Source organism: Nostoc parmelioides FACHB-3921 (assembly GCF_014696625.1).
Taxonomy (GTDB): Bacteria; Cyanobacteriota; Cyanobacteriia; order Cyanobacteriales; family Nostocaceae; genus Trichormus; species Trichormus parmelioides.
In genome coordinates, this window is the sequence record NZ_JACJQL010000105.1 from 1 (window position 1) to 13,948 (window position 13,948).

Genomic DNA, 13,948 nt, shown 5'->3' on the forward strand with positions numbered 1-13,948 from the left:
AAACTCAAGGGTTGAGATTATTACTTCTACCCTTCCGACTTCTGCCTTCTGCCCTCTGCCGTCTGCCTTGTCCCAACCAAGATCACCAAAAGTTGCCAAGACCCCACAATGGTTGCAAGTCTGAGATGAGGGGTAAAATGTACCAACTTTCTGCACAATTCTTTCATGCCACAAAGCTTTGTATTCCAGCATGGTGACAAACTTTGACCAACTAGCGTCGGAAATACTCAGGGCTAATTTATGGTTTTTGACCATATTGGCAACTCGCAAATCCTCAATACAGATAATGCTGTTTTCTTTGATTAGGCGAGTTGAGAGTTTGTGCAGAAAGTCATCTCTGAGATTCGTAATGTGTTCGTAGGTACGAGCCAGCTTGATTTTTGCTTTGACTCTATTGTTACTACATTTGACACTACGAGATAGTTTTTTATGTGCTTTACGTAACTTACGAGTTTGAGTTCGGTAATATTTGGGATTATCTACAACTTCACCCTTGCTGGTAACCAAATAAGATTTGATTCCCAGGTCTAAACCAATATTTTGAGTAACTGGAGAGTGTTTCTCTATCTCGGTTTCACACAAAATACTAGCAATATATTTACCTGTGTTGGTACGAGTTATAGTAACGTTTACAAGCTTCCCCTTAATGTCTTGAGACTGATGAAACTTCATCCATCCTAATTTGGGAAGTTTTAAACGATTCTCTATAATTTGAATGTTGCCGTTAGTCAGGTTGGTTTTGTAAGATTGCTTACACCCATACTTTTTTTTAAATTTAGGAAAACCTACCCCTTTTTTGCCTTTAACCTTTTTTAAGTCTGCAAAAAAGTTTTTGTATGCTGTCTCTAAATTCTTGAGTGAATTCTGTAAGGCAAACTTATCTACCTCTTTGAGCCATTCAATTTCTTTCTTTAGTACAGTTAGTTGCTGACTACAAGCGTTGTAGCTTAAGGTTTTTTGCTCAGTATTATATAGCTCTTTTCTTAATGCCAAAAAGCGGTTGTACACATACCTGGCACAACCAATCGTCTTGTTGATTAAGATTTCTTGGTTGTGTGTAGGTATAAGAGTGACTTTAAATGCTTTTTGGATGGCTGGCAACTTTTTACAATTGTTACGGCACTCTGTTAATTTTAACACGAAGTTACGCTCAATATAGAACGCCTAACTCATGACGCTTATGTCACGAGTGTGCGGCTTGAAGAAATCAAATTCGGCTAATGACTAAAGCTCAATATTCAACAGATTTAAATCTTAGGTGATTTGAGGACACTTAGTAATAGTATTGACCAAGGTACTTGAATATCTGGTATGAGCCAGTCATGCTTTCTCAATGCGGGTAGTGCCAAGGGTATGAGAAAACGTAGTGAGCGTAGTGACACAGGTAAATTGCCTTCTTGATCTACAACACCGTATTGTTTAGCTAGTTCCGCAACAACTTGGACGCGTCCTGTACGATTGATTACATATGTCTCGGCAGCGAGTTTAGCTATGACTCTACCTGTGAGTAGGGGAGTTTCCCAATTGTAACGCTCGGCGATCGCCGAAATTTGGCTTTCATCTGTGTGATTATCGCTCATTTCTGAGGCGAGGCGGGAAAAGAGTTCTGTCCCAACAATACCTGGCCAGATGGAAAGGGAAGCTATATTATAGGGTTGTAATTCTACAGCCATATCAGCTGCTAGGCGATCGCATCCTGCCTTACCTGCACCATAAGCTGCACCGAATAAATAAGCCATTCCGCCCCAGGAGGAAATCGTACAAATTAATCCCTGTCGGTGTTTGGTCATCATTTGGGCAGCATAAACGCTGGCTATATAGTGGCTACGCAAACCCACATTGTTACAAGCATCCCAGAGATTGGGTTCATTCTCCCAAAAGGGTTTTCCTTGGGCATTAGTTAATGCTTGCACTCCGGCGTAAGCATTGTTAACTAATAAGTCAAGCTGTCCATTATGTTCATTTTGGATACGTTCAAAGAGTGAACGCACCTGCTCATCGTTGCTGTGGTCTACTTGTACGGGAATACATATACCACCGGCTTCTTCAACGGCTCTTTTAGTGTCATTAAGACTACCTGAAACATCGTTGCTAGAAGTTGAGTGACTATCCAGTCTACGTCCGGTAATGTAGACAATTGCCCCGGCTTCACCGAGTCCTATAGCAATTCCCTTACCAAGACCGCGTGTAGCGCCGGTAACTAACGCCACTTTCCCCTCTAGGAGTTTCATAATTGTTTGTTGACGGTTGACGGTTAACTGTTGACTGGTAAGATATTCTTCTGCCTGCTCACACTTCTTCATCCACAGGAAGGGGAAAGATGTCACCGGCGAGGTAAGCTTGAAAGTGCTTTTGGAAGTATAGCCAAGAGGTCATGTCTTCGCCGTCTGAGAATGCTTTTGGGGCTTGTTTATATAAAGGAACGCGGGTATTAATTTCCTCTTGTAATATGTGGGGTAATTCTGTTAAACCGTTAACTTTACTGCCAAAAGCACTATAGATCAGATTACCTGGGCGATCGCCCATTTTCATCCAAGGCAACCATTGACCGATTCTATCCCAACTGAGTCTTAGCTGAGAAACTGCTGGCAATTCTGCGTTAAATAAATCTGCGGTGGGGACGGTGAGTTTAAATAATTCGGCGGCTTGATAAGTGGGATAGGGGCTATATTCAGCAAATTGTGGTTCTTCGGCGAGGGGGTTGGGGTATGTAGGAAAGATATCAAATACAAAGGTTGTTGTCTCCCCCTCTACTTGAGCCGGGAATTTACCTTGAAAGTGACCTTGTACGGGATTATTGGCGACATGGAGAACTGGTACTGTCTCCCCTGTCCAAGGATTTTCCCATTTACGTAAAATCTCGTCGTTTTCTGGGTTTAAGTAATAGGTGAGTTCCCTAGAGGTAAAATCCCAGTTCCCCTCATTTGTAGGTAAACATCGACTAACGCTGACTCCCACCATTTTAAATAGGAGTTTTCTTTTTTCTCCTGGAATTAAGGCATAAATTTTCCCTGTCCAGGTGAGGAATGTGGATTGATTAGGGTCGAGGGAAGAGCGAGTTTTCACCCAATGCAGTGCATCTAGTTCTTGGATTTGGGCAACCATTAACTTGTTTAACCACTAAATTTAATCGTCTAATAAACTCATCAATGCTTGAAATTCCGGGTCTGGCGGTTCAGATAATTGCGATCGCAATTCTAGCAACTGTGTCTCTAATGCTTGAGCTACATAGAGCATATTAGATTCTTGGGCAATTTTCAGTTGATTTTCTTTAATTTTGATTTGTCGCAGCAGTTGATTTACAACGGAAGTTGCATCCCTATCATGAGAAATCATAGCTTTGCGTCTGCTTAAATTTGATTATCAAATTTTAAGTACATAGTATAGATGGTATTAGCCCAAGGCGGAAATAGTAGTGAGTGCTGAATCCTCAGTAAACAATTATTTCGTGTTGTATTTTGCAGCTTTAGCTTCCCGTAATCCATCAAAGTGACGGAATAAAAATAGCCACAATGGTAAAGAACTGTTAATGGCAATCAGTCTGACTAAGTGACCTGTTGTGACGACTTCCACATTGTGATTTAAGGTTAAGGATACTAGTATCATTTCTGCTGATCCGCCTGGCGCTGTCACTAACAAACAAGTCAACCAGTCCCATGAGGATAACTGCATAGCTAGAGTAGCAGCGATCGCTCCTGCAACCAAGGTCATAAATACAGACATCAAAGCGTAGCCTACAGTTTTTTTACCAAAATTAGGTTTTTCCCCCCAATATTCACCAATGGTTATTCCTAGCAACATTTGACCGATAATATTCACCAATAGTGGCGGATGGAAGTGAATATCACTGACAAAGGGTAAGTAATCTAGCACAGAGTTGAATGTTGCACCCAGAACTAATGCACCAAAAAACTCTCCGGCCGGAATCTTAAATGTTATTGCTAGATAAACAATGATTCCTGTGAGTACCAGCACCACTGCCAATAATCCCAGTTGTGATGCGGCAAAATCGATTAACACTCCTTTAACTGGAAGTGTGGGTGAATTCAAGTAACCACCAACAGATGTTCTAGCAATGAAGGGAATGAGTAGGACTACGGAAGTAACACGAATCGCTTGCACTAATGCCACTAGCGTAACATTCCGATTATAGTCGGCGGCGATCGATGACATTACGCCTACACCACCGGGAACTGTAGCCAACATTGCCGTTAATATGTTGGTTTTACTTAAGCGGGAGTAGATATAGCCAATGCCAATACCAGATAACAACAAGAATAAGGTGAGAAAAATAAATATAGGAATTCCCGAAACAAGACTAACTAGATTACTATTGGCATTTGATGCACCAACTGTCAGTCCCACTAGTCCCATTCCTACTTTTCTGGCGACGCGATTAGGCTGGGGAGAATAGTTATAAAAAACTCGACATCCTTGCAGAACTACTGTCCCGGCTGCAATTCCCCCAAATATCCAAGCAATTCCGCCAAAATGTAACTTTGTTAATCCCCAACCCAGAGGTAATGCTAGTAGCATTTCAGCACTGAGGACGATAATTTGCTTGACAATTAACGGCAATTTGGCAATGAGAGGACTGGCGTTAGTGGTTTCCTTTTGGGTAGGACTAATACTTAAACTTTGATTCATTGACAGGCGTTTCTTAAATTATCTTAACAATGGTGTGATGACTGCGGAAATACTTACGCTCGGACGTAGTCCTACTACTGAGAATGGGCAAATGCTACAAAACTAAGTATAAAATTTGTATTTCATAACACAATTAAAAAAGAAAATGCAGCATTAATTAATATTAGTTTATATATCCTTGGATAACATCATCTTGGCTATAAGCTAATGTGCGCCTAAATCGCATAACTACTAATAAGGACTGTTGACTGTTAACGGTCAACGATCAACAGCCTTCACGATGGATTATGCAGCTTAAAAGCAAAATAGCTTATCAAACCAGATCCAAGAGAGGGAGACAATTTGTTATATTCCTCTGTCTGTTGATATTGCTGTCAAGAACGATGGGAGATGTTTAGTCTTCATCTAAAGCTGGAAAGATTTCTTCAAACTTCCACAATTCATCTTTATTTTTGATAAACCACGTCCGAGTTTCTGGAGTCAGTTGACTCCAAACAATTTCGCTGGAAATTCCTGGCGAAGCGTAGCGGTATTGTTCACCCAGTGATTTGAGATTCTCTGCTACGTTATCGCTCATACCGAATTCTTGCCAGTCTACTTCTACATATCTGCCTGATACTCCACTGGCAGGATCAAAAACCAGCTGAGCTGTTCTGATTAAATCGGCAAAGTGTGTTGGTTTCAGGCTGGCTAATTGCTGAATCTCGATTGATTCGTCATGTTCTTGAGACATGGTTTCTGGAGTAAACAAAGGTATTTAACTGGAGAACTTACTGCCAGAGATTTTTATGCCAATATCTCTAATTTTAGCGCAAAGTGATGGGCATGAGTTTAGCTATGTAGGTTGATAATGGCTACTTAGTAAAAATATAGGATTTTCTGCTGTTAAGTTGCACAATCCATTGTGAGGGCTGTTGACGGTTCACAGTTAACAGTTAACAGCCCTTTGTTTAGATGTGTATTAACTGATTTGATTACTTCAATACAGATAGGGGAAGCACTGCGTTAGTTTTCGCGTAGCATTTCCCCATGTTGGTTATTGTCCCTCAGCTAGGGCTGGATTTATTAAACGTTTTCTCCTAGACCACTCATACTTTTTGCACGAAAATTAGATGGGTCATCCCAGTAATCAACTCTTTTGATATTCACTTTTAGCAAAGCAATATCTGGTTCGTTTAATCCTTGGGGAAACCAAGTTTCTAATTCTGATTTCCATCGCGCTTGAATTTTTTGACGTTCTTTTACTAGTTCTGCTGTAGCTGAAATAGAAATAAAGCGTTGCTGATTTGGTGATGAAAAATTTACGTTCACCTGTTGACGTTGTTCAATTTCCAAGGCTTTGTGAGAACTGGCTGAGGTAAAAAACCAGAGTGTTCCTTCAGCATCAATATCACCATTGAAATACATAGGGCGACTGTGCAAACTACCATCATCGTCAACGGTAGTTAACATAGCGTAACCCATGTCTGCGATGATTTCTTTTAAATTTTGAACTTGTTGATTGCGATTTGTAGAAATTGTCATTTATTTATTTACCATCTTGGTTATTTATGATTTTTGTTGTTTCCGGCTACTTACTAGTCGTAGCATTTTTCTTTGATAATTATTTCAAACTCAAGGTATAATTTAGTTAAGAATAAACTAGTTATTATCTTTCTTTAGTTACTTGTTTATGGACATTGATCATGATATGTCCGTAGCCAGATAGATTAGGAGATCAAGCTAAGATAAAACCCTGACAATTAAAAGCTTTTAACCCTGTCAACAGAAAACAGTCAACCGTCAACAGCTATATGTAGTCAATACCTAATTTTTCTGGATATGAAAAAATTGCTATTCAATATCTATAAGGATGACTTTGTAACTTTAGGCTGATGGAAACAGTGATTTATTTAACTACTGTTCTATATGATTAAAGCCTTATTAGGGGAAATATATAGAGAACATATATACTGCAATTACCGTCAGATATCACAATTTTGATAACGATATTTAGTCTAATTTTGTTTTGGATAATTTTATAAAACTTAATTTAACTGTGAATATTGGGTGATACCTAGAAAAGCGAATTTTCCAGACAGAGTGGCACTGGAGTAGATGGAATTTAATTGATTGTTCATGGATTGCAAATATAAATTTGGAAGTCTTAACAGTTGTTATTAACAAAAAGAGTATGCTTAATCACTATAATTAATCACAGGCGGATACATATCAAAGATTACATTTGCTCAGGGCGTTATAGGAGTAGAGGTTGCTGTGATTAAAGCAATACATAATAGTATCAAAGGGAGAGCGAGATATAAGGTAAAAGAACTTTATCGTTCACAGTCTCTCAAGGAATATTTGGAGCGATCGCTTGTCAATCAACCAGAAATAATTGATGTTTCTGCTAATATCTCTACAGGTAATGTGCTTGTATTTTTTTCACCAAAATATAATTATAAGCAGATTGCTTATTTGATTGATGAAGTTATATTAAATTACCAGAAAAGTCATCAGCAAGTTCAGCCATTTAAAGCAACTAAAATTGTTAAGAAATCCAAACAAATAAGTGGTGTTAAACAGCAAATAAGTGAAAATTGGCATCTCATGCCAGTAAGTACGGTTGTGGATACCTTCAACACCTCTGCATCAGGTTTATCCAGTGAGTCTGCTGCCGCTAATTTGAGTATATATGGGGCGAATGTGCTTTCGGAAACAGAGGTACGCTCTAGTTTAAGTATCTTAGTTGACCAGTTCAAATCTTTACCTGTGGCTTTGCTGGGTGTGGCTGCTGGGGTGTCGGTTTTTACTGGAGGGTTGATTGATGCTGTAGTTATTTTGGGTGTGGTTGGTGTAAATGCGGTGATTGGCTACGCTACGGAAACTCAGTCAGAACGCATCATCCACTCCCTCAAGCACCAAGAACAAACGTCGGCTTGGGTGATGCGAGATGGCAAGGCGCAGGAAATTCCTGTAGAGAATGTAGTTGTGGGCGATGTTTTAATTCTCAAACCGGGTAGCTATGTAGCGGCAGATGCCAGACTGATTGAGGCGGATAATTTAAGTATTGATGAATCAGCTTTAACTGGAGAAAGTCTCCCTGTTAGTAAAAATACGGCATCTTTGACAGGTGAGGACGTACCATTAGGCGATCGCCTAAATATGATTTATAGGGGAACTTATATCACTGGTGGTCAAGGATTGGCGGCGGTTGTAGCCACCGGTCAGTTTACGGAAATGGGACACATCCAAACTATGGTGGGTGCAGCTAATGCTACAGAAACACCCCTGGCCAGACAACTAGACCAGGTGGGGAGTCAATTAGTAGTCATTGGGATGGGTCTTTGTGGTCTGGTATTTGGTATGGGGGTGCTGCGGGGATATGGTTTGGTGCAGATGTTGAAATCATCCATATCCTTGGCTGTAGCGGCTGTTCCTGAAGGTTTACCGACAATTGCCACCACAACCTTAGCCTTGGGTATCCGTGATATGCGGCGAAACAAAGTCCTTGTCCGTAGCTTGAGTGCGGTGGAGGCTTTGGGTTCTGTGCAGACAATTTGCCTAGATAAAACCGGGACAATTACGGAAAATAAAATGTCGGTGGTGGAAATTCACACCAACACACGGGAAATTAAAGTTACAGATGGGGAGTTTATCGCGGGGACAGAAAATATTAACCCCTATATGTACGATGAACTGTTAAAGCTGATTCATGTCTCGGTTCTGTGTAATGAAAGTGAAGTGAGTCGCGTCGATGGTGAGTATGTAGTCACAGGTTCAGCGACAGAAAACGCCTTAATTTACATGGGAATTGCGGCGGGGGTAGATGCGATCGCCCTAAAAGAGAAGTATCCTTTACTACAAACTAACTTGCGATCGGAAAACCGCAATATTATGAGTACCATTCACGAGACTCATAACGGAGATAAATTTGTCGCTGTTAAAGGTAGCCCCAGCGAAGTGGTACAGATGTGCCAAGGGTGGATGAAGGATGGACAGGTAGTGCCTTTAACCGATGCAGACCGACAAATGCTGGAAATAGAAAATGACCGCATGGCGGGGAAGGCTTTGCGGGTGTTGGGTGTAGCCTACAACCATATAGATGAATCCCACAACGGCAACCATGAAACAGATTTGATTTGGTTGGGTTTAGTAGGGATGGCAGACCCAATTAGAAGGGGTGCGAAAGCATTAATTGCCGACTTCCATCACGCCGGCATTGATACTGTCATGATAACAGGTGATCAAAGCCCAACAGCTTATGCGATCGCCAAAGAATTAGAATTAAACCGTCATACCCAACTAGAAATTCTCGACTCCACCAACCTCAACAACCTCACCCCAGAAGCCTTAATTGCCCTCAGCGACAAAGTAGATGTATTTGCCCGTATCAGTCCCAGTAATAAACTGCAAGTAGTCCAAGCCTTGCAAGGTGCGGGTAAAGTCGTCGCCATGACCGGTGATGGCATTAACGATGCACCAGCCCTAAAAGCTGCCCAAGTGGGTGTAGCAATGGGTAAAGGGGGAACTGATGTTGCCCGTGAGGTGGCAGATATTGTCTTGGAAGACGACAGACTAGAAACTATGATTATCGCCGTTAGTCGGGGACGGACGATTTACAACAACATTCGTAAATCTGTGCATTTCCTCCTAGCGACCAACCTCAGCGAAATCATGGTTATGACCACCGCTACCGCCGTAGGTATTGGCGAACCCTTGAATGCAATTCAATTACTTTGGTTGAACTTGGTTACAGATATCTTCCCCGGCTTGTCTCTAGCGATGGAAGCCCCAGAACCAGAGGTATTAAGTCAACCACCCCGCAATCCAGCAGACCCAATTATCAAAAAATCCGATTTTGGCAGAATCACCTTTGAGTCCGCCACCATATCTGCAAGTACCCTAGCCGCTTATGGTTACGGCATCTTCAAATATGGTATCAGTCCCCAAGCCAGCACCATTGCTTTCATGGGTCTAACCACAGCCCAACTACTACACACAATTAGTAGCCGTTCGGAAAAACATAGCATATTTAGTCCAGAAAAACTCCCACATAACCCTTACCTCACGGCGGCGGTAACAGGTTCCTTTGCCTTGCAACTACTCGCTGTAGCCGTCCCACCCCTGAGAACTTTATTAAAGATTACCCCCATTAATCTGGTTGATGGTGCGGTCATTGGTGGTAGTGCCTTACTACCCCTGATTGTGAATGAAGCAACCAAAAATACTGGCGCAAGCAAGATGAATCAATTTAAAATACCCTACGGGAAGCTAAAGCTACAAAATTCAAAATTCAAAATTCAAAATTAAATACACCCTACCAAAGCATCAATTTCGGATAATTTATTTTTTGGTGTTCCCTAATATTCCCCAATCCCCAAAGTGAATTATGAAAAGAGATTTCATGTTTACATCTGAATCCGTAACAGAGGGGCATCCTGATAAACTGTGTGATCAGATTAGTGATGCGATCGTCGATCGCTTTTTACAACAAGACCCCTACGCTAGAGTCATTACCGAATGTGCTGCATCCACAGGTATTGTATTTATCGCTGCCAGATTTGAACCTAACACCAATGTCGATTTTACCAACATAGCCAGACAGGTAATTGATCAGGTTGGTTATGAACAAATGGAATTTAACGGTAAAAATTGTAGTATCTTAACCAGCTTAAAAGAACTTTCTCCTAATCCATATCACTTATTTAATGAACACAAACTATCAGATGCAGAGATAGAACAAATTACTGTTACCAACCAAGCCACAGTCTTCGGCTTTGCCTGTCATCAAACTTCTACCCTCATGCCATTGCCAATCTGGTTGGCACACAAATTAGCTAGACAAATTAGCGAAGTTAGAAAACAAAATCTTTTAAGTTATTTAACTCCTGATGGCAAAACTCAAGTAGGCGTTGAATATAAAAATCGCCGACCCTATAGAATTCATAGTATTACTGTTATTGCTAGCCAAAATAAAGCAAGCAAACCGGACTTAAAGCAACTACAAGACGATATCAGAGAAACCGTAATTTATCCTGTATTTGCCGATGAAGAAATTAAACCAGATGAAAAAACTAGAATATTTATCAACCCTGATGGCCCCTTTATAGTTGGCGGCCCGGCTGTACATTCTGGTTTAACAGGGAGAAAAAACGCCATAGATACCTATGGTGAATATTCCAAACATAGTGGTTCGGCCTTAAGTGGTAAAGACCCCATCAGAATAGATAGAGTAGGTGCTTATGTCGCCCGTTATGCTGCTAAAAATGTAGTAGCGGCAAACTTAGCTGATGAGTGTGAAGTACAACTAAGTTATTCTATTGGGCTGGCTAGACCTGTAAGCATCCAAGTAGAAACTTTTGGGACGGGGAAAATCTCCGATGAAGATATCACCGTCTTATTAGAAAAGCATTTTGATTTTCGTTTAGCAGGTATTCTCAAGGAGTTTAATTTAAGACATCTACCCTCATTAACTCAAGGCGGATTTTATAGAAAATTAGCTGCTTATGGTCATGTAGGTAGACAAGATATCGATTTACCTTGGGAAAAAATAGATAAAGTTGGTTTATTGTGAACTATAGCTGTTGACGGTTGACAGACTTAAAAGCCTTGTTTTGCCTCATCTATCTGGCTATGGCTATCATTAATCGAGGTTGTCCTAATTTGCTGCCTGTCGCGTCACCGTATCCCCAGTTCTCAATTCACCCCAACGCCGCAGCCAAAAATAAGCTAAAATTCAAGCAGATTAAGCATTTCGCCCTCAGTAATCCCCCATGCTAGAGACTCTGCAAACCCAAATTTACCAACTAGAAAAATTTGCTAACACCCTTGTCTCTTACCAACTAACACACCTGAGTTTGCTGAGTATTGGGATCATTTTTGCCGCAGGGTTACTCACTAGCCTCACACCCTGTATGCTTTCCATGCTGCCAATTACGATTGGCTACATCGGTGGTTACGAAGCCAAAAGTCGTTGGCAAGCAGCAGCCCAATCAACTTGGTTTGCTTTGGGATTGGCAACTACCCTAGCTGGACTAGGCGTGGCGGCTGCAATGGTTGGCAAAGTCTACGGTCAGATAGGTATTGGTTTACCGATTATTGTGAGTATCATTGCTATCTTGATGGGGCTAAACTTACTAGAAGCCTTACCTCTGCAACTCCCATCTTTTGGCGATACTAATTGGATTTCCCAAGACTTGCCTCCAGGGGTGCGTTCTTACGGTATAGGGTTAACTTTTGGCTTGGTCGCCTCCCCTTGTAGTACTCCTGTGTTAGCCAGTCTACTGGGTTGGGTCGCCAACACGCAAGACTTAATTTTAGGCGCTGTTTTGTTGATTTCTTATACAGCAGGCTATGTAACCCCCTTGATTTTGGCGGGTACTTTCACAGCATCAATTAAAAAGTTGCTGGAATTGCGGCGTTGGTCTGGTTGGATAAATCCAGTTAGCGGTGCATTATTGGTAGGATTTGGCGTATTTTCTCTAATTTCTCGGATTCCTCTAGGCAGTTTTTAAGCAATGACTACAGACAATTCAGCCCCCACAGCATCCCCTTGGTGGTCACTACCAGGAAAATTTTTGCGGCGAGAGTTTTTCCCTGTACTGACAGATTTACGTTTAGCGATCGCTCTATTATTAATCATTGCTCTCTTCAGTATCTCTGGTACTGTGATTGAGCAAGGGCAATCACCAGCATTTTATCAGGCTAACTACCCAGAACACCCCGCTTTATTTGGTTTCCTCACTTGGAAGGTGATCCAAGTGGTGGGGTTAGATCATGTTTATCGGACTTGGTGGTTTCTCTCCTTATTAGTTTTATTCGGGACTAGTCTGACAGCTTGTACTTTTACCCGTCAGTTACCAGCCTTAAAAACTGCCCAACGCTGGAAGTATTACGAAGAACCACGCCAATTTCAAAAACTCGCTTTAAGTGCAGAACTAGACGCTGGTTCTGTAAATTCTTTAAGCCAAATATTACAAAATCGCCGTTATAAAATTTTTCAAGAAAAAGACGATATTCTCTACGCTCGTAAGGGAATAGTCGGGCGTATTGGCCCTATCATCGTCCATATAGGTATCGTCACTATCCTCTTGGGGTCAATTTGGGGCGCAATGACGGGATTTATTGCCCAAGAAATGGTTCCTAGTGGCGAAACCTTCCAGGTGAAAAATATTATCGATGCAGGGCCATTAGCGGCCGGGCAATTTCCCCAAGACTGGTCTGTACGTGTTAATCGTTTTTGGATTGACTACACCCCTAAAGGTGGAATTGACCAATTTTACTCAGATATGTCTGTCTTAGATAATCAGGGACAGGAAGTTGACCACAAAAAGATTTTCGTCAACCAACCTCTGCGTTATCATGGCGTAACCTTTTACCAAACTGATTGGGGCATTTCCGGTGTGCGTGTCCGCCTCAACAAAAGCCCCGTCTTTCAGCTACCAATGGCACTTTTGAACACCAACGGACAAGGGCGCATTTGGGGAACATGGATTCCGACAAAACCAGATTTGAGTGAGGGCGTTTCCCTGTTAGCTAAAGACTTGCAAGGTATGGTGTTAATCTATGATGCCCAAGGTAAATTGGTTGATACTGTACGTGCGGGAATGTCTACTCAAGTAAATGGTGTGACACTCAAAGTTTTAGATGTAGTTGGTAGTACTGGCTTACAAATTAAAGCCGATCCTGGTATACCAATCGTTTACACTGGCTTTGGTATTCTGATGCTGGGTGTAGTGATGAGTTACTTTTCACACTCACAAATCTGGGCATTACAAAAAGGCGATCGCTTATATGTTGGCGGTAAAACCAATCGCGCCCAGGTGGCTTTTGAACAAGAAGTTCTGGATATTTTAGAACGCTTGAGTTCACAATCTGCGACAGTCAGTAATCAGCAGTCCTAAATGCGATGGGGAAGGAGATAATTATTATGCTTTCCCCCATTTTCCCATCTCCCCAGTCTGCAAATTCAGACATTAAATCAACTTTTCAGTTTAAGAAGAACGCCAATTTTCAATTTGCAAATTTGGTACTCTTTGAAATTCTCGAACATTAGATGTTACAAGAATATGGTCGTGAGTTAATGCTGTTGCTGCAATCAATACATCATAAGCACCGATAGGATTACCAGCAGTTTTGAGAATGCCCCTAACTCTAGCAGTTTGTTCTGCTTCTTCTAACCCAAAAGGTAAAATTGTAATTGAGCCTAATAGCAGGGCAAACGCATCTAAATATAGTACAAGAATACTAAGCAAGGGATAAAGGCAGGCATATCTAACGGCAAGGTTCTGTCTAAGTAGGTGGTATAGAGGATAAGTAG

At 41.4% G+C, this 13,948-nt stretch carries 12 protein-coding genes; 4 read left to right on the forward strand and 8 right to left on the reverse strand.

Annotated elements, in window-relative coordinates:
• The 7 genes from tnpB to H6G14_RS30855 all read right to left on the reverse strand — a co-directional run.
• Positions 1–1,140: IS200/IS605 family element RNA-guided endonuclease TnpB (gene tnpB, locus H6G14_RS30825; RefSeq protein ID WP_338421240.1), on the reverse strand; the 1,140-nt coding region annotated here is incomplete at its 3' end.
• Positions 1,141–1,247: 107 nt separating this feature from the next.
• Positions 1,248–2,231 (reverse strand): SDR family NAD(P)-dependent oxidoreductase, encoded by a 984-nt coding sequence (locus H6G14_RS30830; RefSeq protein ID WP_190572535.1) that lies wholly within the window; start codon positions 2,229–2,231, stop codon positions 1,248–1,250.
• A gap of 58 nt (positions 2,232–2,289) precedes the next feature.
• Positions 2,290–3,105, reverse strand: coding sequence for a DUF1838 domain-containing protein (locus tag H6G14_RS30835; RefSeq protein WP_190572526.1), 816 nt, complete (start codon positions 3,103–3,105; stop codon positions 2,290–2,292).
• A gap of 21 nt (positions 3,106–3,126) precedes the next feature.
• Positions 3,127–3,336, reverse strand: coding sequence for a hypothetical protein (locus tag H6G14_RS30840; RefSeq protein WP_011321561.1), 210 nt, complete (start codon positions 3,334–3,336; stop codon positions 3,127–3,129).
• 105 nt (positions 3,337–3,441) lie between these two features.
• A complete protein-coding gene (locus H6G14_RS30845) occupies positions 3,442–4,647 on the reverse strand; it encodes an AbrB family transcriptional regulator (RefSeq protein WP_190572528.1) in 1,206 nt (401 codons plus the stop codon).
• Between the two features lie 394 nt (positions 4,648–5,041).
• On the reverse strand, positions 5,042–5,380 hold the full coding sequence (locus H6G14_RS30850; protein WP_190572530.1) for a hypothetical protein: 339 nt from the start codon (positions 5,378–5,380) through the stop codon (positions 5,042–5,044).
• 332 nt (positions 5,381–5,712) lie between these two features.
• Complete coding sequence (locus H6G14_RS30855) at positions 5,713–6,171, reverse strand: pyridoxamine 5'-phosphate oxidase family protein (protein ID WP_190572531.1); 459 nt, start codon at positions 6,169–6,171, stop codon at positions 5,713–5,715.
• Positions 6,172–6,903: 732 nt separating this feature from the next.
• On the opposite strand from H6G14_RS30855, the gene H6G14_RS30860 reads away from it, so the two are divergent.
• The 4 genes from H6G14_RS30860 (at position 6,904) to H6G14_RS30875 (ending at position 13,532) form a co-directional block, all read left to right on the forward strand.
• Entirely contained in the window at positions 6,904–9,939 is a 3,036-nt protein-coding gene (locus tag H6G14_RS30860) for a cation-translocating P-type ATPase (RefSeq protein ID WP_338421241.1), read from the forward strand.
• 79 nt (positions 9,940–10,018) lie between these two features.
• Entirely contained in the window at positions 10,019–11,203 is a 1,185-nt protein-coding gene (gene metK / locus H6G14_RS30865) for a methionine adenosyltransferase (protein WP_190572532.1), read from the forward strand.
• A gap of 199 nt (positions 11,204–11,402) precedes the next feature.
• On the forward strand, positions 11,403–12,143 hold the full coding sequence (locus tag H6G14_RS30870) for a cytochrome c biogenesis protein CcdA (protein WP_010997273.1): 741 nt from the start codon (positions 11,403–11,405) through the stop codon (positions 12,141–12,143).
• A 3-nt stretch (positions 12,144–12,146) separates the two neighbouring features.
• Positions 12,147–13,532, forward strand: coding sequence for a cytochrome c biogenesis protein (locus H6G14_RS30875; RefSeq protein WP_190572533.1), 1,386 nt, complete (start codon positions 12,147–12,149; stop codon positions 13,530–13,532).
• Positions 13,533–13,622: 90 nt separating this feature from the next.
• Here the strand turns inward: H6G14_RS30875 and H6G14_RS30880 are convergent.
• On the reverse strand, positions 13,623–13,948 hold a 326-nt coding region (locus H6G14_RS30880), incomplete at its 5' end, for a PIN domain-containing protein (RefSeq protein ID WP_190572534.1).